The 21144-nt window shown below is 49.8% G+C and carries 17 protein-coding genes; 12 read left to right on the top strand and 5 right to left on the bottom strand.

Features of this window, described 5'->3' with window-relative positions:
- Positions 1–81 precede the first annotated feature (81 nt).
- A complete protein-coding gene (gap, locus tag ACM9J1_RS06705; protein WP_415581260.1) occupies positions 82–1083 on the top strand; it encodes a type I glyceraldehyde-3-phosphate dehydrogenase in 1002 nt (333 codons plus the stop codon).
- Positions 1084–1257: 174 nt separating this feature from the next.
- Positions 1258–3423, top strand: a complete 2166-nt coding sequence (locus ACM9J1_RS06710; RefSeq protein ID WP_415581261.1) for an ATP-binding protein — start codon at positions 1258–1260, stop codon at positions 3421–3423.
- Between the two features lie 142 nt (positions 3424–3565).
- On the opposite strand, the gene ACM9J1_RS06715 is transcribed toward ACM9J1_RS06710, so the two are convergent.
- Together ACM9J1_RS06715 and lpxK are read right to left on the bottom strand one after the other, a co-directional pair.
- A complete protein-coding gene (locus ACM9J1_RS06715) occupies positions 3566–4378 on the bottom strand; it encodes a purine-nucleoside phosphorylase (RefSeq protein ID WP_415581262.1) in 813 nt (270 codons plus the stop codon).
- Positions 4341–5366, bottom strand: coding sequence for a tetraacyldisaccharide 4'-kinase (gene lpxK / locus ACM9J1_RS06720; RefSeq protein WP_415581263.1), 1026 nt, complete (start codon positions 5364–5366; stop codon positions 4341–4343). The genes ACM9J1_RS06715 and lpxK overlap by 38 nt, the downstream gene beginning before the upstream one ends.
- 46 nt (positions 5367–5412) lie before the next feature.
- Here lpxK and ACM9J1_RS06725 point away from each other — a divergent pair, with 46 nt between their 5' ends.
- The 8 genes from ACM9J1_RS06725 (at position 5413) to ACM9J1_RS06760 (ending at position 11614) form a co-directional block, all read left to right on the top strand.
- Positions 5413–5979, top strand: coding sequence for a hypothetical protein (locus ACM9J1_RS06725; RefSeq protein WP_415581264.1), 567 nt, complete (start codon positions 5413–5415; stop codon positions 5977–5979).
- Positions 5979–7073 (top strand): Nif3-like dinuclear metal center hexameric protein, encoded by a 1095-nt coding sequence (locus ACM9J1_RS06730; RefSeq protein ID WP_415581265.1) that lies wholly within the window; start codon positions 5979–5981, stop codon positions 7071–7073. The genes ACM9J1_RS06725 and ACM9J1_RS06730 overlap by 1 nt, the downstream gene beginning before the upstream one ends.
- 2 nt (positions 7074–7075) lie before the next feature.
- Positions 7076–7855 carry a zinc ribbon domain-containing protein gene (locus ACM9J1_RS06735; RefSeq protein ID WP_415581266.1) on the top strand — a complete coding sequence of 260 codons (780 nt, stop codon included), beginning with the start codon at positions 7076–7078 and terminating at the stop codon, positions 7853–7855.
- A gap of 63 nt (positions 7856–7918) precedes the next feature.
- The gene (locus ACM9J1_RS06740) at positions 7919–8764 is read left to right on the top strand and encodes an alpha/beta fold hydrolase (RefSeq protein WP_415581267.1); all 846 of its coding nucleotides are present in this window, start codon (positions 7919–7921) and stop codon (positions 8762–8764) included.
- Between the two features lie 72 nt (positions 8765–8836).
- Positions 8837–9796 (top strand): 23S rRNA pseudouridine(2604) synthase RluF, encoded by a 960-nt coding sequence (gene rluF / locus ACM9J1_RS06745; RefSeq protein WP_415581268.1) that lies wholly within the window; start codon positions 8837–8839, stop codon positions 9794–9796.
- Positions 9797–9895: 99 nt separating this feature from the next.
- Positions 9896–10351, top strand: a complete 456-nt coding sequence (locus ACM9J1_RS06750) for a hypothetical protein (protein WP_415581269.1) — start codon at positions 9896–9898, stop codon at positions 10349–10351.
- 22 nt (positions 10352–10373) lie between these two features.
- Positions 10374–10751 carry a hypothetical protein gene (locus tag ACM9J1_RS06755; RefSeq protein ID WP_415581270.1) on the top strand — a complete coding sequence of 126 codons (378 nt, stop codon included), beginning with the start codon at positions 10374–10376 and terminating at the stop codon, positions 10749–10751.
- Positions 10752–10804: 53 nt separating this feature from the next.
- Positions 10805–11614 (top strand): phytanoyl-CoA dioxygenase family protein, encoded by an 810-nt coding sequence (locus tag ACM9J1_RS06760; RefSeq protein ID WP_415581271.1) that lies wholly within the window; start codon positions 10805–10807, stop codon positions 11612–11614.
- 23 nt (positions 11615–11637) lie between these two features.
- Here ACM9J1_RS06760 and ACM9J1_RS06765 read toward each other — a convergent pair whose 3' ends face one another.
- A complete protein-coding gene (locus ACM9J1_RS06765) occupies positions 11638–12522 on the bottom strand; it encodes a bifunctional 5,10-methylenetetrahydrofolate dehydrogenase/5,10-methenyltetrahydrofolate cyclohydrolase (RefSeq protein ID WP_415581272.1) in 885 nt (294 codons plus the stop codon).
- Between the two features lie 78 nt (positions 12523–12600).
- Positions 12601–13941 (bottom strand): signal recognition particle protein, encoded by a 1341-nt coding sequence (gene ffh / locus ACM9J1_RS06770; RefSeq protein WP_415581273.1) that lies wholly within the window; start codon positions 13939–13941, stop codon positions 12601–12603.
- Positions 13942–14124: 183 nt separating this feature from the next.
- On the opposite strand from ffh, the gene ACM9J1_RS06775 reads away from it, so the two are divergent.
- Positions 14125–14298, top strand: a complete 174-nt coding sequence (locus ACM9J1_RS06775) for a hypothetical protein (protein ID WP_415581274.1) — start codon at positions 14125–14127, stop codon at positions 14296–14298.
- A 177-nt stretch (positions 14299–14475) separates the two neighbouring features.
- Here the strand turns inward: ACM9J1_RS06775 and argS are convergent, their stop codons facing one another.
- On the bottom strand, positions 14476–16257 hold the full coding sequence (gene argS, locus ACM9J1_RS06780) for an arginine--tRNA ligase (protein WP_415581275.1): 1782 nt from the start codon (positions 16255–16257) through the stop codon (positions 14476–14478).
- 231 nt (positions 16258–16488) lie between these two features.
- Between argS and ACM9J1_RS06785 the strand changes: the two genes are divergently transcribed.
- Positions 16489–21093 carry a choice-of-anchor L domain-containing protein gene (locus ACM9J1_RS06785; RefSeq protein WP_415581276.1) on the top strand — a complete coding sequence of 1535 codons (4605 nt, stop codon included), beginning with the start codon at positions 16489–16491 and terminating at the stop codon, positions 21091–21093.
- Positions 21094–21144 lie beyond the last annotated feature (51 nt).

The raw sequence follows: 21144 nt of genomic DNA on the forward strand, positions 1-21144 counted from the left end.
CGCTGAAAGAAGAAAGACGCTACGCCAAAAGATTACCTTAAATCTTTCAGTGAAACGGTCTTTCCTCTTTCTTCTAAAATTATGACTAAAACAAAAATCGCCATCAACGGCTTTGGCCGCATCGGACGAAACCTCTTCCGGTTGCTGATTGACCATCCGACAATTGAAGTCGTGGCGATCAACGACATTGCCGACAACCGTACGATGGCGCATTTGCTCAAGTACGACAGCATCCACGGGGTTTTGCCGTTCAACATTTCCTCCGACGCTACGGGAATTGTCGTTAACGGACGGCACATCGATTTCTTTCACGAAAAAAATATCGCCAATCTCGATTGGAAAAGCGTGAATGTGGATATCGTCGTGGAATCGACGGGCAAATACAAAACTTTTGATGAGATCAACGCGCACATCACGTCGGGTGCGAAGAAAGTAATCTTGTCTGCGCCGGCGGAAGTGCCGAACATCAAGACTGTAGTTTTGGGCGTGAACCAGCACATCCTGGACGGCTCGGAAAAAATCATCTCCAACGCCAGTTGTACGACCAATAATGCGGCACCGATGATTAAAATCCTGCAGGATTTGTGCGGTATCGAGCAGGCCTACATCACGACGGTTCACTCCTACACGACCGATCAAAGTTTGCACGACCAGCCGCACCGCGATTTGCGCAGGGCGCGCGCAGCTTCACAATCTATCGTCCCGACAACGACTGGCGCAGCGAAAGCGCTGAACAATATTTTCCCTGAAATGGAAGGCAAACTCGGCGGCAGCGGCATACGCGTTCCGGTGCCAGACGGTTCTTTGACCGATATCACGTGTTATGTGAAGCACGAAGTTTCCATCTCAGCCATCAATGCGGCGTTCAAAAAAGCGGCTGAACATGACTTGAAGGGCATCCTCGCCTATACCGAAGATCCGATTGTTTCCGTGGACGTTTTGGGCAACCGCCATTCGTGCCTATTCGATGCGCAACTCACTTCGGCCATCGGCAAAATGGTGAAAGTCGTGGGTTGGTATGACAATGAAATCGGGTATTCGTCCCGTATCATCGACCTGATTATGTTGGTTCATAACAACTAGCCGCTAAAAAACACGAATTGCACAAATTTTCACCAATTTAAATTGCGAATTCGTGGCAATGTTCTTCTAGCAACTAGCAACTACAACTAGCCACTGCCCAATTATCCACTATCCATTGTCCATTGTCAATTAATTATCTATATTTAACCCCGCTTTTATTGTAACGCACTCCTAATGAGGTTAACTGTAGTGTTCTTGTTGTGTTTCGGCCTGTTGTTTTCGCAGAACAAAAAATCTGAGAAAACAGACAGTGTCAGCAGTTATTTGGAATTGGCGACGTTCAACGCGAAGATCAACAACTTCAAGAATTCATTGACCTATACGCAAAAAGCGATAGACTACGCGCATGCGGCGAAAGATGTAAAGGCCGAAGCCGGCGCACTTTCCGCCCTCGGCAGTTTTTACTTCGAGATCAAGAAGTATGACGATGCCATCGAAAATTTCAACAAAAGCATTCAGTTGTACAACACGCAGAAACCGTCGTCACAACAGGCTTACGCCTACTACAACCTCGGTTTGTGTTACATGGAAAAGGAGAATTACACACAAGCCGAAACCAATTTCAATCAGGCCAAGACCATTTACGAAACCATCAAAATCCCTGATGCGATTGATTTGCTGAACCTCCAGAAAGGCATCGTTTACAAGGCGAAAGGGAAATACAAACTGGCATCGGGAATATTTAATTCTTTGATTGCGAGGCCAGAAACCGCAGACAACCATCGCGTGAAGGCCGGAGCGCTCTACCAAATGGGCACGATTGAGGCGGAACAAGGCCGGAACAACCTCGCCATCAATTACCTCAAACGCGCGCTGGAGCTCAACGTCCACAACAAAAGCATCGACCTCGAATCCAAGATCTACAAGGCGATGAGCACGGTGTACGAAGACATGTCAGACATGTCCGGCGCATATACGTCGCTGAAAAAACACCTTGAATTGAAGGACACGATTTCGGCCATCAACAGGGAAAGGCTTGGCCCGGAAGACTACAACAAGTTCAAGGAAAACGAACAATTGAAACGCATCGAAGAAGCCGAACGCGAAAACAAACAGCAGAAAGACGCCAACCGTTTTGCGAAAGTGATTTCGATCCTGGCCATTGCACTTATTTCGATCTTGTCGCTCTTGAGTTTGTCGCTCTACAAAAACAACATCATCCGCAACCAATCAAACTTGTTGCTCAAGGAAAAGAACAACGAGTTGCAAATGGCGAAGGACAAGGCCGAAAAAGCCTCGAAAGCGCGCGCGGAATTCCTCTCGACGGTGAGCCACGAACTCCGGACACCGCTCAACGCCATCAACGGGATTACGCATTTGCTGCTCGAGGAAAGCCCGAAGAAAACGCAATTGCACTATCTGGAATCGCTGAAGTTTTCGGGGAATTACCTGCTCACGTTCATCAATGAAATCCTCGAAATCAACCGCATCGAATCAAGCAACGTGCAGGCCGAAGCCATCAATTACAACCTAAAACTGCTTTTGGAGAACATCCAGAATTCCTTGCGTGAATTGGCACAGCAGAACAACAACAAATACATCGTAGAGATTGACGAAACCATTCCGGACAACCTCATCGGCGACCCGACGAAACTCTCGCAGATCTTCATCAACCTGATCAACAACGCACTCAAGTTCACCCAAAACGGCGAGGTGAAAGTCATTGCAAAACTGATGGAACTCGGCGAAGAGAATTGTTCGATTTACTTTAAGATCGTGGACACCGGCATCGGCATCCCGGAAGACAAGCAGGAAACCATTTTCGACAGTTTCTCGCAAGGCTCCATCGAGATCAACCGCAAATACGGCGGCACCGGTTTGGGCTTGAACATCGTGAAGAAACTCATCGACATTTTGGGCGGGCAAATCCGCCTGGAAAGTAAAGTGGGCAAAGGCTCGACATTTTCATTCGGGTTGAAATTCGGCGTGGGTTCGGCGCTCAACCTCGACGAGAACAAAGACTACGACGAATCGGTGTTTGTGAACAAGAAAGTGCTGCTCATCGAAGACAACAAAATCAACCAGATGATCACCAAGAAAATGCTGGAAAACAAGCAGATGCTGGTGGAAATCATCGACAACGGCGAAGATGCCATCGAAGCCGTGAAGAATAGTTATTACGATCTGGTCTTGATGGACGTGCACTTGCCGGGCATCAACGGCACCATCGCCACCCAAACGATCCGCACATTCGACACGCACACGCGCATCATCGCACTCACCGCCATTTCACTCAACGAAAACCGCGAAATGCTGCTGTCTTACGGCATGAACGACGTCATTACAAAACCTTTTGATCCGGAGAATTTCTACAAGGTGATTTCGCAGAATATTGGGTAGTTGTCAGTTAATAGTGGCTAGTTGATAGAGGCTAGAAGAAAGAAACTGTATAAACGTGTATTTTCGTCGAGCTTCGTTTGACGTTCAACGTTTGACGCTCGACGTTCGACATGAATCTTGATGAAACTATCGTTGGCAGCAATTAATACCGCAAGATCAATTCGCGAATGAGTTTCCGCACCAGCGGCTCGGCTTTTTTGGCGGCTTCCAAAACTTCCTGATGCGTAATGGTGCCGATGCTTTCTTCGTTGCCCATATCGGTGATGACCGACACACCAAAGGTTTCCAGTTCCATGTGGCGCGCCACGATGACTTCCGGAACGGTGGACATGCCTACGCAATCGCAACCCAAAGCCTTGACCATGCGGTATTCGGCCAAGGTTTCAAACGTCGGGCCTTGCAAGCCCAGATAAACGCCGTCTTTCACGTCGATTTCCAATTCGTATGCGATTTCCTTGGCTTTGTGCATCATCGCGTGACTGTACGGCTCGCTCATGTTGACGAAGCGCGGCCCGAAACGCGGATCGTTCTTGCCCCGGAGCGGGTGTTCCGGCATGAGGTTCACGTGGTCTTTGATGATCACGACCGAACCCACGTGATAGTCACGGTTCACGCCGCCCGATGCGTTGGATACGATGAGTTTCTCGACACCCAGATATTTCATTACGCGCACCGGAAACGTCACTTCCTGCATGCTGTAACCTTCGTAATAATGGAAACGGCCTTGCATGGCCACCACTTTCTTGTCGCCGATTGTCCCGAAAACGAGCGCGCCTTTGTGACCTTCCACCGTCGACACCGGAAAATTCGGGATTTCGTTGTAAGGCAAGGTGTGTTCGATGCTGATGTCTTCGGTGAAGCCGCCCAGCCCAGAGCCAAGGATGACACCATATTCTGGCGTGTAACCCGTTTTTTCTTTAATGTATTGAACCGTTTGCTGTACTTTTTCCCACATAATCTAAAATGGCTTGGTCAAAACTGTCGCTGCCCGAAATGAACGCACTTTTAATGGGCAGGTAATACAATTTATCGAGTGAATAATCTTTTAACCGGACGTAATCTTTTTCTGTTGTGACGATGTATCGCCCGGCGGCGGCATCCTTGATCGATGAAACATCTGCCTCCGTAAAGGCGTGATGATCCGGGAAAGTCAACTCCTGATCGCCGTCACGCCGCAAATATGCGAAGAATGGCGATGGCTTGGCAATGCCGGCTATCATTATTTTTTCGTTTTTTTTCATTATATCGGTCGGCACCGAATCATGTCTAGAAAACACTTTGTCCTCGTAGTCGATGTACGTAAAATACAACTGTTGCTGCGGCGTAAGCTTCAATTTCTCGCGGATGGCCGTGATTTCGGAACCCGGCAAAACTTTCGGGCATTTGGTCACGATGACGATATTGGCCCGTTTGGCGCCGCTGCGGCTTTCGCGGAGGTTGCCCATTGGCAGGACGAAATCATCGGCATATAAATCATGGTAAGCGGTCAACAGTATGTAAAATCCTGCTTTCACTTTCCGGTGTTGGAAGGCATCGTCGAGTAAAATCACATCGGGTTTGTGCGGCAATAATTGCTGGATGCCGTTGGTTCGGTCGGCATCGACGGCCACCAAAACCTCCGGAAATTTCAAATGGAACTGGTACGGTTCGTCGCCCAGGATTTCCGCCGACGAAGACGCATCGGCCAAGACAAAACCGCTGGACTTTCGTTTGTAGCCGCGGCTTAGCGTGGCCACGCTGTATTTCGGAGAAAGCAACCGGATCAAATACTCGATTTGCGGTGATTTGCCCGTTCCGCCGACGCTTAAATTCCCGACGGCTATAACCGGAACATCAAAACTGTTGCTGGCAAGGATTCCTTTGTCGTAGAGGAAATTGCGGATGGCCATGACCAAACCATACAAAAGTGCAAATGGGAACAGCAATTTCCTGAGTAAATCCATGAGACGAAAGTAGCGATTTTTTATCTTTGGGAGAAATTACCGCCTCGTGAAAACCCGTTTGCTCGTATCGCTTTTGCTGCTTCTGCCGATGTTCCTTCGGGCGCAACACAACCAATCGGGCATTCTCAAGACCATCCTTTCGACCTACTACAAAAACGAAAAGCCCATCGTGAAAGGCCGCGCGCAGTTCCTTTTTTTATTCTGCGAGAAGGCGAACAACAATGAGGAATTGTTTGAAACCATCAACCAACTCAAGCTTTCGGTGCAGGAAACTTCGATGCTCAAAAGCCGCGTGAATACAGACAAAGCGCCACAAGATTGGAGCAAGGAACTTGCCGAAATCGCGCAATCGCCCACGAGCAAAATGCTACTCAGCAAAGTCAATACATGCCTTGCGCTGGAAACCTTCCAAACCAAGCAGAAACAGTCCAACTTCAACAACCAACGCCTGCTGATCATCAGCAAACCCGTATTTTACACCGACGGTAAAACAGCCTTGGTGAAAGTCGTGTTCTACCGCAGCGTGGAGCACAATTACGGCAGCATATTGCTGATGAAGAAAGTGGGCGACCAATGGCAAATCGCCGAACAACTAAATCCTTGGGAAACCTGATGACGATAAAAGAACTCTTGCCGATTTTGGAAGAAATGGCACCGCTGGCGTACGCCGAAGATTTTGACAACGTAGGCTTGCTCACCGGCGACGTTGCGTGGAAAATCAAGAACATCTTGGTATGCCATGATGCGCTGGAATCGGTCATTGACGAAGCCATCGAAAGAAACTGCAACGTCGTGGTGTGTTTCCATCCGATTATTTTTTCAGGCCTGAAATCGTTGACCGGAAAAAATTACGTGGAGCGTGCCGTCGTGAAAGCCATCAGGAACGACATTGCCATTTATGCCGTGCACACCGCGCTAGACAACCACAAACACGGCGTCAACAAAATCATCTGCGATGCACTGGGTTTAAAACAGCCGAAAATCCTCGTCCCGAAAAAGAATTTCATCCAGAAACTCGTTACCTATACTGTTGCAGAAAACGCAGACCAGGTAAGGAATGCACTCTTTAACGCTGGCGCGGGAAGCATCGGGAATTACGAGAATTGCAGTTTTAACTCGCAGGGCATCGGGACGTATATGGGAAATGCGGACAGCAATCCGGAGATTGGGCAGCGGTTCGAGTTTATCGAGAACCGGGAAATCAAGATCGAAGTCACGTTTGAGAAACATTTACAACCAAAAATCTTGAAAGCGCTTTTCGCGAGCCATGTGTACGAAGAAGTGGCATACGAAATTTACGAGTTGCAGAACGCACACCAGAACATCGGGCTGGGCATGGTCGGCGAACTGGACACCGCGATGGCTGAACCCGATTTCCTACAATTCGTCAAAGACAAAATGCAGTGTGGCGGCATCAGGCATTCAGCGTTCACAGGCAAAAACATCACGAAAGTGGCGGTTTTGGGCGGCTCGGGAAGTTTCGCCATCAAAAACGCGCTGGTTTCAGGCGCCGATGCTTTCCTGACCGCAGACCTCAAATACCACGACTATTACCAAGGCGACGGAAAGCTGCTCTTGGCCGACATCGGACATTACGAAAGCGAGCGTTACACAAAAAATTATATAGTTGATTTTCTTACGGAAAAAATCACTAATTTTGCCATCATTTTATCGGAAACGAATACAAACCCGGTTAAGTACTTATAAATATGGCGACTACAAAAGAGTTAAGTGTTGAAGACAAATTGAGGGCACTCTATGACCTGCAACTCATCGATACCAGGATTGATGAAATCAGGAACGTCCGTGGCGAATTGCCGCTCGAGGTGGAAGACCTCGAAGACGAAGTAGCCGGACTCACCACGCGACTTGACAAGCTGAAAAGCGACCTCGAAGTGATTGAGGAGAATATCAAAGTAAGGAAAAACGCGATTGAAGACCACAAGGAATCAATCAAGCGATATACAAAACAACAGGAATCGGTCCGGAACAACCGCGAGTTTAACTCATTGGCGAAGGAAATCGAATTCCAGGAATTGGAAATCCAATTGGCCGAGAAGCAAATCAAGGAAATGAAGGCTTCCATCGAACACAAGAAGGAAGTCATATCCAACTCTAAAGAAAAACTCGAAACCAAGCAGGCGCACTTGAAACACAAGAAAGCCGAATTGGACGACATCATGGCCGAAACCGCCAAAGAAGAAACGTTCCTGACCGAAAAATCGGGAGAATACCGCGGCATGATCGAAGACCGTTTGCTCATGGCCTATGACCGCATCCGTGGCAGCGTACGCAATGGTTTGGCCGTCGTGTCTATCGAACGTGGCGCTTCGGCTGGCTCGTTCTTTACGATTCCGCCGCAAACGCAGGTTGAAATCGCAGCACGCAAAAAGATTATCACCGACGAACATTCAGGGCGCATCCTGGTTGATTCTTCGCTTGCCGAAGAGGAAAGACAAAAAATGGAAGCGCTGTTCGCCAGCATCTAATACAAATCCCGAGGTTATCTCGGGATTTTTTTTTAACTTGTTCAGGCGAATCGTCCGGATGTCATGGAAAAAATCAAGGCTTACCTTCTCGCCAAATCCATCGGGTTGTATCTCAACCTGCTGAGCTATGTCAAGCCCGAAAAAGCCTCGCTCCTCGCCTACCGTTTTTTTACCGAGCCGCGCACGGGACGGCTCGAAAAACACAACTTACCGGCCGTACTGAAAGACAATTTCCATGAAACGCTTGTACACGGTGAGCTTCAGTTCCAAACCTATCTTTGGCCGGGCAACGAAAATGTGATCTTACTCGTGCACGGCTGGGAAAGCAATGCCTCACGTTGGGAAAACCTCATCCCGCATCTGCTGAAAAGCGGCAGCACGATCGTAGCCATCGACGCACCAGCGCACGGGTTGTCATCGGGCAAGGAACTCAATCTGGTGATGTACGCCGACATCATCGAGGCGACGGCCAAACAGTTCAAGCCACAGTTTCTCGTGGGCCATTCCGTGGGCGCGGCAGCCTGCATTTACTACCAGTCAAAATACCAGAACCCGGACGTCCGCAAAATTGTGTCTCTGGGTGCACCGTCTGACCTGAAGGTGATTTTCAGGAATTATGTTTCGCTACTGAGCCTCAATGAGCGCATGAGTTCTTTGATGGAACGCTATTTCCTGGACCGCTTCCGGTTCAAGATCGAAGATTTCTCAGCCCGGATATTCAGTGCATCGCTCAAGACGCGCGGCATCATCGCGCACGACACCAACGACGACGTGGTGTCTTTCGACGAAGCCAAGAAAATAGCCGGGTCGTGGAAAAATGCCACGTTCATCGAAACCTCTGGCCTAGGACATTCGCTCCACGACGACGCGCTCTACCAGAAAGTAAGTGACTTCCTTTTCAACGAATAACTTGCGTTACGACAAGCCCGCGAACCGACCGCCAGATTTTTGCATCTCGGATTTTCGGGTTACTTTTGCGGCATGGAACCCAAACGCCTTAACAAATTCATCGGCGAAACCGGATTTTGCTCCCGCCGTGAAGCCGATGCGCTGATCGAAGCCGGCCGCGTTACCGTAAACGGGCAACCGGCCGAAATGGGCATGAAAGTGTCCGACGGCGACCAAGTGGCCATCGACGGGAAAACCATTGGCACCAATACGGGAAAACTCGTCTATCTGGCTTTCAACAAGCCGGTCGGCATCGAATGCACCACCAATACGGACGTGAAGGACAACATTGTTGACTATGTGAACTATCCCATCAGGATTTTCCCGATTGGGCGTTTGGACAAAGCCAGCGAAGGTTTGATTTTCCTGACCAACGACGGCGACATTGTCAACAAAATCCTGCGGGCCAGAAACAACCACGAAAAAGAATACACCGTCACGGTGAACAAACCCATCACGGAGCGGTTCATCCAGCGCATGGGCAACGGCATCCCGATTCTGGATACCGTCACCCGCAAATGCCATGTGGAGCAAATCAGCAAATTCACTTTTAAGATCATCTTGACGCAAGGCTTGAACCGCCAAATCAGGCGGATGTGCGAGTATTTGGGTTACGAGGTCACGGCGCTCAAACGCATCCGGATCATCAACATTTCGCTGGATGTCCCACTGGGCAAATACCGCGAACTCTCTGACGCCGAAATCAAATCGCTGAACCAACTCATCGCGCCATCGAGCAAGACCGAGGAAGCGAGCTTTTTGGGTGAAGAAGTCCAAGGCGCAACGACTAAAATTCAGAAGTATCGGGGAACAGCCGAAGGAAAACCTGACCGGTCGTCAAAGCCGGAACGCCATCCGCGACCAACCGAAAACCACCAGCGTCCAACGACCAAAGACCAAAGACCGGCGACCAACGACCAAAGACCAACCACCCGAAAAATCGAAATCATCAAAAAAGACGATCCGCGTTTCCGCAAGAAAGGTGATTATTAACATTCCGGGATATTTTTGAACGGCATACAATTTTGCCAATGATTTGACGTTGAAACCGCAATCGCCCGAGGTAACGGCTTCGGTTCATCAATCAAAATCATGGAAAAATCAAGAATCGCCTTATTGGCTGTGGCCATCGTTGCCGCGCTGGGTTGCCTAGGTTTTATGGGCGTCCGGGCGTTTAGCGAGAAAATCTACAAAAGCCGCGACTGTGACTTCGCCAACATTGACAACATCGAGATGCATGCGCGCATCGACATTCCTTCGACAACAGATTGCCAGTGCGAATACGACAACAGCACGCACACCAAAAAAGTGATCTTCGACCTGGACACAGATGACCTTCCGGAAGACTACATCGTCAAGAACAAACTCGTAAAAACCAACGCGACCGACATCGCCATCACCGACTTCGATTTCGAGAAAAACCTCGCCCGTTTTGCCGCCAGCAAATCGTTGTATTACCGAGAAGGGCAAACCAAGAACGACCGCTACAAAATTATTTTCGACCAAGATGCAGGCAAAATCTGGGTCAACCTGAAGTATCTGGATTAATTACTATCTTGCCGAAAAAAACATGAGAAACATCTTCATTTTCTTGCTATTCGCGGCCGTATCTGCCGGTGCGCAAACTGTTGAACCCAACGATAAGAATCTGGTGGGAAAATGGGTGTTCAAAGACATCGTGACCGAAGGGAAAGACAATGGCGTGTCACTCAAGGAGCGTAAGGAATTGCTGGAAGGTGTTTTCCTTTTGTTTCGCGACGACAAAACTTGCGTGACTGGTTTTATCGTAGACCGCGAAGGCACTTGGACGTTTGACGCTGCTAAGAAAGTCATCACGGTGAAAGAAGGCATGAAGACAAATACCTGGACCATACATTCCTTTACCGGGAAAGAAATCTTGCTCTCGCGGAACGACGCGATACAAACCATACTTTTCGCGAAAGACTGATTCGGCGCCGCACAGGAATGATGTTTCGGGATTACCACTAATCTAAAGACGCGATGGACTTGACCATTTTGGACGAAGAATACCCGTTGACCGCTGCGCAAATCGGGTTTTATCAAGAACATTCCTATATCAAATTGAAGCAGGTTTTGGATGCCGACACCATCGGGTTTTTCAATGTCGAAATCTCTAAGGCGGTCAATCGGTTAAACACCGAAAACACGCCACTGGAAGAACGAAACACCTACGGAAAGGCGTTCCTGCAGTTGTTCAATCTCTGGACCCAGGACAGCATCATCAAACAACTGGTTTTCAGCAAGAGAATCGCGCGTATCGCCACCGATTTGATGCAAGTAAACGGCGTGCGGCTCTACCACGACCAAGCGCTTTTCAAAGAAGCGGGCGGCGGTATTACGCCTTGGCATGCCGACCAGCATTATTGGCCGCTGTCTTCAGACAAAACCATCACGGTTTGGATCCCGCTACAGCAAACGCCACTTGAAATGGGGCCGCTTGAATTCAGTGCGAAAAGCCATACGCTTTTGTCAGGACGCGAATTGTCTATCAGCGACGAGAGCGAAACCAAGATCAAGAACCAATTGAAAATCAATGATTTCGAGCATGTCATCGAACCGTTCGATGTGGGCGAAGTCAGCTGTCACTCGGGTTGGATATTTCACCGCGCCGGAGAAAACAAAACGCCAGACATCAGGAAAGTCATGACGGTGATTTACATGGACAAAGACATGAAGTTGAAACAACCCGAAAACAAAGGCCAACTGAACGACTGGAACACTTGGTGCCCGGGTGCGAAAATCGGTGAAGTGATTGACACGCCGATGAATCCTATTTTATACGAAAAATAACCTTGGTTGAAGGCCGTCCGAAACTACAACCTGCCGCGCTTCTGCTCGCGCGCCAGCAGCGTATTCTTGAGCAACATGGCAATGGTCATTGGGCCAACACCGCCCGGAACCGGCGTAATGTATGACGCTTTTTTGGAGACATTCTCAAAGTCGACATCGCCTGTAATGACGTAGCCTTTCGGGGCATTCTTGTCTTCCACGCGCGTGATGCCGACGTCTATGACCACCGCATCGTCCTTGATCATTTCGGCTTTGAGGTAATTCGGGACGCCGAGCGCCGTAATGATGATGTCCGCCTGGGTCGTGATTTGCGCAATATTCTTGGTGAAACTATGTGTCAGGGTTACGGTGGAATTCCCGGGGAAACCTTTTCGGCCCATCAAAATACTCATCGGACGCCCCACGATGTGGCTTCGGCCAATGACCACGGTGTGTTTGCCCTTGGTTTCGACGTTATACCGTTCGAGCAGCTCCAAAATCCCGAATGGCGTGGCCGGGATAAACGTGGACATGTCGAGCGCCATTTTGCCGAAATTTTCCGGGTGGAAACCATCTACGTCCTTGCTCGGATCAATAGACATCAGGATTTTTTGCGTGTCGATCTGTTTGGGAAGTGGCAACTGCACGATGAATCCGTCGATGTTGTCGTCCTGGTTGAGTTTCTTGATTTGTTTGAGCAATTCGGTTTCGGAAGTCGTACTCGGCATCTTGATCAACGTCGATTCAAAACCCACCCGCTCACAGGCTTTCACTTTGCTGCCGACGTAAGTCAAACTCGCGCCGTCATTGCCCACGATGATCGCTGCAAGATGCGGGACTTTCTCGCCGTTGGCTTTCATCTGCAGCACTTCGGCCGTGATTTCGTTCTTGATCTGTTCGGAGATTTTCTTGCCGTCGAGTAGTTCCATTTTTTTGGTTTAAAGTTTAAAAGTTCAAGGTTCAAGGTTGGCGAACTTTAAACCTTGAACTTCAAACCTTGAACAAGTTTATCGCATTCCCGGCATCCGGCTGCCCATCATTTTCATGAGTTGTTTGCCGCCCGGACCTTGCATCATCTTCATCATTTTGCTCATCTGGTCAAATTGCTTCATGAGTTGGTTGACCTGTTCTATTTTGGTGCCCGAACCTTTTGCGATGCGGGTTTTCCGTTTCATGTCGATGATGGACGGCTTGCTGCGCTCTATCGGTGTCATGGAATGGATGATCGCTTCGATGTGTTTGAACGCATCGTCTTCGATTTCGACATCCTGCATGGCTTTAGACGCGCCCGGAATCATCCCAACCAAATCCTTCATGCTGCCCATTTTCTTGACTTGCTGGATCTGCGCAAGGAAATCGTCAAACCCGAATTCGTTCTTGGCGATTTTTTTCTGCAGCTTACGTGCTTCTTCCTCGTCGAACTGCTCCTGCGCGCGCTCTACGAGTGACACGACGTCGCCCATGCCCAGGATTCGGTCTGCCATACGCGACGGATAGAACACATCGATGGCATCCATTTTTTCGCCCGTACCGACGAATTTAATGGGTTTGTTGACGACAGACTTAATCGAAAGCGCCGCACCACCGCGGGTATCGCCATCGAGCTTGGTCAAGATGACACCGTCGAAATCGAGCCTGTCGTTAAACGCTTTGGCCGTGTTCACCGCGTCTTGCCCGGTCATGGAATCCACCACGAAAAGCGTTTCCTGCGGTTTGATGGCCTGGTGTACGTTCGCGATTTCGGTCATCATCTCTTCATCGACCGCCAAACGACCGGCCGTATCGACGATCACGACATTGAAACCGTTGGATTTGGCATGGCGGATGGCGTTCTCAGCAATGGAAACCGGATTTTTATTTTCGGGCTCGGAGTACACTTCCACGCCAATCGAGTCACCGACGACATGCAACTGGTTGATGGCCGCCGGACGATACACGTCGCAGGCCACGAGCAGCGGTTTCTTGCCTTTTTTGGTTTTGAGGAAGTTGGCGAGTTTACCCGAAAACGTGGTTTTACCCGAACCTTGCAGACCAGACATCAAAATCACGGTTGGATGACCGGAGAGGTTCATGCCGGCTGCATCTCCGCCCATGAGTTCTGTGAGTTCATCCTTGACGAGTTTGACCAGCAATTGCCCTGGTTGCAACGTCGTAAGTACGTTCTGGCCAATGGCTTTGTCTTTTACGCGTGTAGTGAAATCTTTCGCGATCTTGAAATTGACGTCGGCATCGAGGAGTGCACGACGCACTTCCTTCATGGTTTCGGCCACGTTGACCTCGGTGATTTTACCGTGGCCTTTGAGAATGTGGAACGCCTTGTCTAGCTTGCTGCTTAAATTATCGAACATAACAATCTTTAACTTGGTTAACGCGGCTTTCACCGTGGCGCAAATGTAGCGATTTTTGACGGGAATTCGTCGCAGGAAAACGAAGAAAATAGCGTGGAAATCGTGTAAAATTAATCGGCTAATTTATAGGAAGCGCCTGGCGTTGTGGATGTAATTTTACGATAAACCTAAAAACTTACGGTCATGAAAAAGATGGTTTACCTCCGCATATTATTGATTGCCTTTGTAGGCATTGTATTGGTTTGCTGCAAAGCCTACCCTAACACGGGAACAGCTTCTGATCGCACCGGCACGAACGGCGCCACGAATGGCAATGGGAAAGTGCCCAAAGACAATGTGCACAACTACAGGTATTAACGTTAAAAAACATACTGCGGGTTCGAGAATTTCAATGTAATTTTTGAATCCGCGGTTGATTTTCAGCGTTTCGTGCGGCGCACGTTGCAGTGGCCGCGTTAGGGATAGAGGCAAGCACCGCGTGCAGCCGATAGCCCGACGGCAACGGCGTTTACAGAGTGGCCGGAACGCCCAAATCTACATGCGCTCCGGAACCGAAATGCCCAATAAACTGAACGCCGAGGAAATCACTTCGCCGACTTTCTTAGACAGTTGCAAACGGAAGATTCGCTTGCTTTGGTCGGGTTCGCCCATGTTGATGGGCACCGATTGGTAGAACGAGTTGAATTCCTTCACCAATTCATACACATAATTGGCCACGAGCGCCGGGCTGTGGCTTTCTGCAGCGGCCTGCACGATTTCGGGGAATTGCGTCAACCATTTGAGCAGTTCCTTTTCTTTTTCGTGGAGTGCGATGGCCGCCACGTTGCCGTTGATATCCAGGTCTGATTTGCGCAAAACCGATTGGATGCGCGCGTACGTGTATTGGATGAACGGCCCGGTGTTTCCTGTAAATTCAACCGATTCTTCCGGGTTGAACAAGATGCGTTTTTTCGGGTCGACTTTCAGGATGTAATACTTGAGCGCGCCCATGCCGATGGTGTGGTACAATTGCTTCTTTTCGGCGTCTGAAAAATCCTCGAGTTTGCCCAGTTCACGGGCGATATTCTCGGCCGTTTGGTCCATTTCGGCCATCAAATCATCGGCGTCCACAACCGTTCCTTCGCGGCTTTTCATCTTCCCGGATGGCAAATCCACCATGCCGTAAGACAAATGATACAGGTCTTTCGCCCATTCAAACCCGAGTTTCTGTAGGATCAGGAACAATACCTTAAAGTGATAGTCTTGTTCGTTGCCCACGGTGTAGACCATGCCGCCGACATCAGGGAAATCTTTCACCCGCTGAATGGCCGTCCCAATGTCTTGTGTCATGTAAACCGCTGTTCCATCTGACCGGAGCACGATTTTGCGGTCCAGTCCTTCGTCGGTTAAATCTATCCAGACCGAACCGTCCGGATCTTTTTCAAAAACGCCTTTTTCCAGTCCTATCTGCACGACATCTTTTCCTAGAAGATAGGTGTCGCTTTCGTAATAATATTTGTCGAAATCCACGCCGAGGTTGCGGTAGGTTTCCTCGAACCCGTCGTAAACCCATTGGTTCATGGTTTTCCAGAGCGCGACGACTTCGGGGTTTCCGGCTTCCCAATCGAGCAGCATTTGCTGGGCCTGCTTGATGATTGGTGCCTGTTTCTTGGCTTCGTCCTCGGTTTTGCCCTCAGCCATGAGTGTATTGATTTCGGACTTGTAGGTCTTGTCAAATTCCACGTAGTATTTCCCGACAAGCTTGTCGCCCTTTAGTCCTGACGTTTCTGGTGTTTCACCGTTGCCGAATTTTTGCCACGCGAGCATCGACTTGCAGATGTGGATGCCGCGGTCATTGATGATCTGGACTTTATGGACGTTCTTGCCGGATGCCTTCAGGATTTCGGACACCGAATAACCCAACAGGTTGTTCCGGACATGCCCGAGGTGCAGCGGCTTGTTGGTATTGGGCGAGGAATATTCTACGAGCACGGCTTTGTCTCCGGCTTTTGGCTGGACAAAACCATAACTCGGGTTGTCCTTGATGTCGTTCAGGAAATTAAAGTAGTAATCGTCAGAAATGACAATATTCAGAAACCCAGCGACAACATTGTACTTGGACACTTCGGCGCAATTGGCCACGAGATAATCGCCGAGTTGTTTCCCGATTTCGGCGGGATTTCCTTTGATGAGTTTCAAAAGCGGAAACACAACCATCGTGATGTCGCCCTCGAAATCACGTCGCGTGGCTTGGAATTCTACTTTTTCCAGCTTGACGCCGAATAGTTCCTGGACAGCTTTTTCGATTTTCGGGGACAAAAGTGAGGTGAGATCCATGTGTGCTTTTTTTCGCGTGCAAAGATAATCGAAAACCGATAGTTATCACAGCATTGCCCTATCCGATTGTGTAATGTCAGTTATCAACCACATTTTGTTGAAAATAGATGGTTTTTAATTTCCATTTTGTAAGATTTTTACTTTTGTATTGTTCAAAAAAGTGTATTTCATCGATTTTTTTTGCACTTTACCGATTAATTCCTCAATCTTTGAACCGTCAAATCTATCACAATGAAAAGAATTCTACTATCCGCAGTACTTTTACTGGCTGGCGTGTTGGGCAACGCGCAGTCAATAAACGTCAGCACCACGAGCCACACCGTGCCTCAGTTGGTGAACAACATCCTGATCAACTCGCCTTGTGTCGAGGCCACGAATGTTACGTGGCGCACCGGAACGAATTTTAGTTCATCTAACGGTATCGGGTATTTCACGAACACCAATCCTGGCTTCCCTATGCAATCCGGCGTTATCCTGAGTACGGGCAACGCGCTTAATGCCGTTGGACCAAACACGTCGATGCTTAACGACGGTTCATCAAGCTGGACGGGCGATGCGACTTTGCAAGCGACCTTGGCCGCGGCGGGCATCACCATGAGTTCGGTGAATGCGACCGTACTGGAATTCGACTTTACCCCGATTTCCTCGCACTTTAACTTTGACTTCGTCTTCGCTTCTGAAGAATATGGCAACTTCCAATGCCAGTTCTCGGACGCGTTTGCGTTTTTGCTCACCAATATGAATACGGGTGTGACCACGAACTTGGCGGTTGTCCCGAATACGAACACACCGATTTCGGTCGTGACGATTCGCGATTTTCTCTACAATTCCTCTTGCCCGTCAACCAATCCACAGTATTTCGGATCGTTCAACGGCGGTTCAGCGGCAGCGACTTCGGCCACCAACTTCAACGGACAAACCGTGCTGTTGAATGCCTCATCGTCGCTCATCCCGAACACGCCTTACCACATCAAACTTGTGATTGCCGACCGCTCAGACTCGCAGTCTGACTCTGCGATTTTCATCAATTCGGACAGTTTCAACATTGGCCAGGACGTATTGGGCCTCGATTTGACGGTAGCCAGCGGCCGTGCCTTGTGTTTTGGTTCAAGCTACACCTTAACGACCGATCTCAGCACGTCTGAATATACCTTCGTCTGGACCAAGAATGGGCAAGTGATGAGCGGCGCGCACGGTTCGTCGATTATCGTTAACTCGCCGGGAACGTATGGCGTAACTTATACCAACATCGTGAATTCCTGCCAACCTGTAACGGATAATATCGTGATAGAATATTATCCGCAGATGGTCACCGGAAGCCCGATTGATCTGTACAAGTGTAATATGGGTGCGGCAACATACCCATACAACCTTGCCTTGAACACGCCTATCGTGACCAGCGGCATGGATCCGGCGACCCAAGTAAGCTATCATGCGACGCAAGCCAATGCCGAAGCCGGTACAAATCCGCTTCCGAATACTTACAACGCGGCGCCTGGCACCACAGTCTGGGTCAGGATCAAAAGCCACATGAGCAATTGCTACGTGGTGAAATCTTTCCAATTGCTCACTTCACCGCCGCCCGTGGCCGCACAACTCCCGGACGTGACCAAATGCGCGCGTTCCATCACGCAACAAAATGCGTCGCTCACTATGGCCGATTATGTTGCACCGGCACTCAACGGGCAATCTGCAACGGTACACAACGTGACGTTTTACATTTCGCAAAGCGATGCCAACGCCGCCACAAACCCTATTTCCGGGCCTACATTTCTCGCAAATAACGGCACGGTTATTTACATCCGCGTGGAAAACACGACCGATCCGGGTTGTTACAGCACCAGCCACTTCAACGTAATCGTGAACCCGCGTCCGCCGGTGGATGATCTGGACGACGTATTGGTGTGTACGCAATTTATCTTGCCTCCGCTCACCAACGGCAACTATTTCACAGGTGCGAACGGTACTGGAAACCCTCTTTTTGCAGGTGACATTATCTCGCAAACCCAAACAATCTACATCTACAACCAACCGGGCGGTCCTGGCACTTGCCCGTCGGCAACGAACTTCAAGGTCACGATTGTGGATCCGAATACCATGTCGCCATCCGGCGGTACGTATTGCGGAAGCTACACCGTGCCATCACCGCAAAGTGGTGAATACCGGACAGAAGCAGGCGGCGGTGGAACGGTCATCCCTCCGGGAACCGTGATTACCCAATCGCAAATCCTGCATTTCTATTTCACGACCGATGTGGCGCCGTTCTGCGTCATCGATACCGACGTGAACATTACCATCTTACCGATGCCGGTGGCACCAGCCATGCCAAACGTATTTGATTGCGTATCGTACACCTTGCCGCCGCTTTCGGCCGGGCAATACTTTACGCAACCCAACGGGCAAGGCACCGAACTGCATGCCGCCGACGTGATCACGACCACCCAGACGATTTTTGTGCGTGTGGTGGGCGGCAATGCACAATTCCCTTGTATCGATGAGAAACAATTCGTGGTCACCATTGGGATGGCGATGCCACCGGATATTGCACAATGTGAACCTTACACGTTGCCAGTCCTAGCTTCCGGAAACTATTTCACCGGACCGGGCGGAACAGGCAACGTTATTCCCGGCGGAACGGTCATCAGCGAATCGCAAACCATCTACATCTATATCCCGAATGCGGCGGCCTGCGTGGGCGATCTACACTTCAATGTAGCTGTGGCGCAACCACCGGTTGACGCTCTTGAAGACGTTTCGGTATGCGAAAGCTACGCGTTGCCAGCCTTGACCCATGGTGCCTACTATTCAGGCCCTGGCAAAACCGGCGTACAAATGTATCCGGACGATGTGATCCTGACCTCGCAGACGATTTACATTTATGCCGAAGTTCCGGGCGGCGGCTGTAGCAACGAATCGGACTTTGTCGTGAACATCAACCCATTGCCAACCATTGATTCGCGTTCGGATATCGACATCTGTAACTCGTACGTATTGACCGCACTTGACGCTGGAAACTACTATACTGGTCCGGGCGGAACAGGCACGATGCTCACCGCAGGAACGGTCATCACGACCACGCAAAAGATTTACATCTACGCCATCAACGAAGGAACGCCTCCGTGCTCGGCTGAAAACAGCTTTGACATCAATATCTTCTCGATTGAAGCAGACCAACCGGCCAACGTCGTGGCTTGCGACAGCTACTTCCTGCCTGCACTGACCATTGGCGATTACTACCAGAATTCGGGCGGTCCTGCAGCCAATGCGGCCATGTTGCATGCCGGTGATGTCATCACGGCCTCGACCACGCTTTACATCTATACAGAATCTGGCGAAAGGATCAACTGTACCGATGAGAATTCGTTTACCATTACCATCAACAATACACCGATAATCCCGGCGATTCCGCAGGCCAATGCTTGCAATTCATACACGTTGCCGGCGCTGACCGTCGGAAATTACTTTACGCAATCTGGCGGAACGGGTACGATGCTCCACGCCGGCGATGTATTGACCGAAAACCAAACGGTATATGTATATGCCGAAACAGGAACGACACCGAATTGTACCGCCGAACAAAGCTTCCTGGTCAACATCTTCAAGGTGGACGATCTAGCTGATGTCACTTCTTGCGAGCGGTACATCTTGCCAGCACTCAACGTAGGTGGCTATTATACCGGCCCGAACGGCACAGGAACGCACCTGAATGTGGGCGCACAGATCACGACTTCGCAAACGATTTACGTATATGCCGCATCGCCGTTCTCACCGACTTGTTCCGACGAAACTTCTTTCGATGTAACCATCGTGGACGCCCCAATTGCACATGGTGTCACGGTAGCGCAGACTACGGTTTGCGACGAGGATGGCACGAACGACGGCGTAACGTCTTTTGACCTGACGACCTTGACTGCTACGATTTTGGCTGGCCAGACTGGTGCCGAATTCAATTTGGCTTACTACGCCAACTTCGACGATGCGAACAATGCCGTCAACCCAATCACGAGCACCAATGCAGCCACGGCTTTCGTCCGGGTGAACAATACTTTGGCGCCGCTGTGTTATGATATCAAAATGATTACCATCCGGGTGAACAAATTGCCTGAACCGACGCCACAGGACGGCATCATGTGTTTTGACACCGAAACCCAAACGCTCTTGCGCGCCTACACGATTTACGCCAACCTGAATGCGTCACAGCACGTGTTCCAGTGGCATAACGAATCTGGTACGCTCGTGGGCACCGGAAGCAGCTACACCGCGGTAACGCCTGGCGTTTACACCGTAACGGCCACCAATATCGCAACAGGTTGTGCATCCGTGCCAACATCTGTGACCGTATCGCCATCTGAACCGGCAGTCGTGGCGTATGCGGTGAGCGAAGATTTCAGCGACGACCAATCCATTACCGTGATTGCCACCGGAACCGGCGACTATGAGTACATGCTCGACGACGGCGAATTCCAGGACAGTGCTACGTTCTACAATGTATCGTCCGGCATCCATACCATTACGGTCCGCGACAAGAACGGCTGCGGCAGTTCGTCCACATCGGCACTCGTGGTGAATTACCCGAAATATTTCACACCGAACAGCGACGGTTTCCACGATACCTGGAACATCACCGACCTGAAACTCGACAACCAAGGCAGCGCGAAAATTAAGATTTACGACCGCTATGGCAAATTCCTGGCGCAGATCACGCCGGAAGGCGCAGGTTGGGACGGCACATACAATGGCGCACAAATGCCATCTACAGACTATTGGTTCTCCGTTGACTATGAAGAAAACGGCGCCATGAAAGAATTCCGGGCGCACTTTGCCATGAAGCGCTAGACAATATCCATTTTTCTTTGATCTCTGAAAGGCTCTCTCGTGGGAGCCTTT

The organism is Flavobacterium longum, assembly GCF_965137575.1.
In the GTDB taxonomy this organism is placed as follows: domain Bacteria; phylum Bacteroidota; class Bacteroidia; order Flavobacteriales; family Flavobacteriaceae; genus Flavobacterium; species Flavobacterium longum.

Coding starts and splice junctions, on each gene's coding strand:
- gap (WP_415581260.1), top strand. CDS start 82: ATGACTAAAACAAAAATCGCCATCAACGGCTTTGGCCGCATCGGACGA.
- ACM9J1_RS06710 (WP_415581261.1), top strand. CDS start 1,258: ATGAGGTTAACTGTAGTGTTCTTGTTGTGTTTCGGCCTGTTGTTTTCG.
- ACM9J1_RS06715 (WP_415581262.1), bottom strand. CDS start 4,378: ATGTGGGAAAAAGTACAGCAAACGGTTCAATACATTAAAGAAAAAACG.
- lpxK (WP_415581263.1), bottom strand. CDS start 5,366: ATGGATTTACTCAGGAAATTGCTGTTCCCATTTGCACTTTTGTATGGT.
- ACM9J1_RS06730 (WP_415581265.1), top strand. CDS start 5,979: ATGACGATAAAAGAACTCTTGCCGATTTTGGAAGAAATGGCACCGCTG.
- ACM9J1_RS06735 (WP_415581266.1), top strand. CDS start 7,076: ATGGCGACTACAAAAGAGTTAAGTGTTGAAGACAAATTGAGGGCACTC.
- ACM9J1_RS06740 (WP_415581267.1), top strand. CDS start 7,919: ATGGAAAAAATCAAGGCTTACCTTCTCGCCAAATCCATCGGGTTGTAT.
- rluF (WP_415581268.1), top strand. CDS start 8,837: ATGGAACCCAAACGCCTTAACAAATTCATCGGCGAAACCGGATTTTGC.
- ACM9J1_RS06750 (WP_415581269.1), top strand. CDS start 9,896: ATGGAAAAATCAAGAATCGCCTTATTGGCTGTGGCCATCGTTGCCGCG.
- ACM9J1_RS06755 (WP_415581270.1), top strand. CDS start 10,374: ATGAGAAACATCTTCATTTTCTTGCTATTCGCGGCCGTATCTGCCGGT.
- ACM9J1_RS06760 (WP_415581271.1), top strand. CDS start 10,805: ATGGACTTGACCATTTTGGACGAAGAATACCCGTTGACCGCTGCGCAA.
- ACM9J1_RS06765 (WP_415581272.1), bottom strand. CDS start 12,522: ATGGAACTACTCGACGGCAAGAAAATCTCCGAACAGATCAAGAACGAA.
- ffh (WP_415581273.1), bottom strand. CDS start 13,941: ATGTTCGATAATTTAAGCAGCAAGCTAGACAAGGCGTTCCACATTCTC.
- ACM9J1_RS06775 (WP_415581274.1), top strand. CDS start 14,125: ATGAAAAAGATGGTTTACCTCCGCATATTATTGATTGCCTTTGTAGGC.
- argS (WP_415581275.1), bottom strand. CDS start 16,257: ATGGATCTCACCTCACTTTTGTCCCCGAAAATCGAAAAAGCTGTCCAG.
- ACM9J1_RS06785 (WP_415581276.1), top strand. CDS start 16,489: ATGAAAAGAATTCTACTATCCGCAGTACTTTTACTGGCTGGCGTGTTG.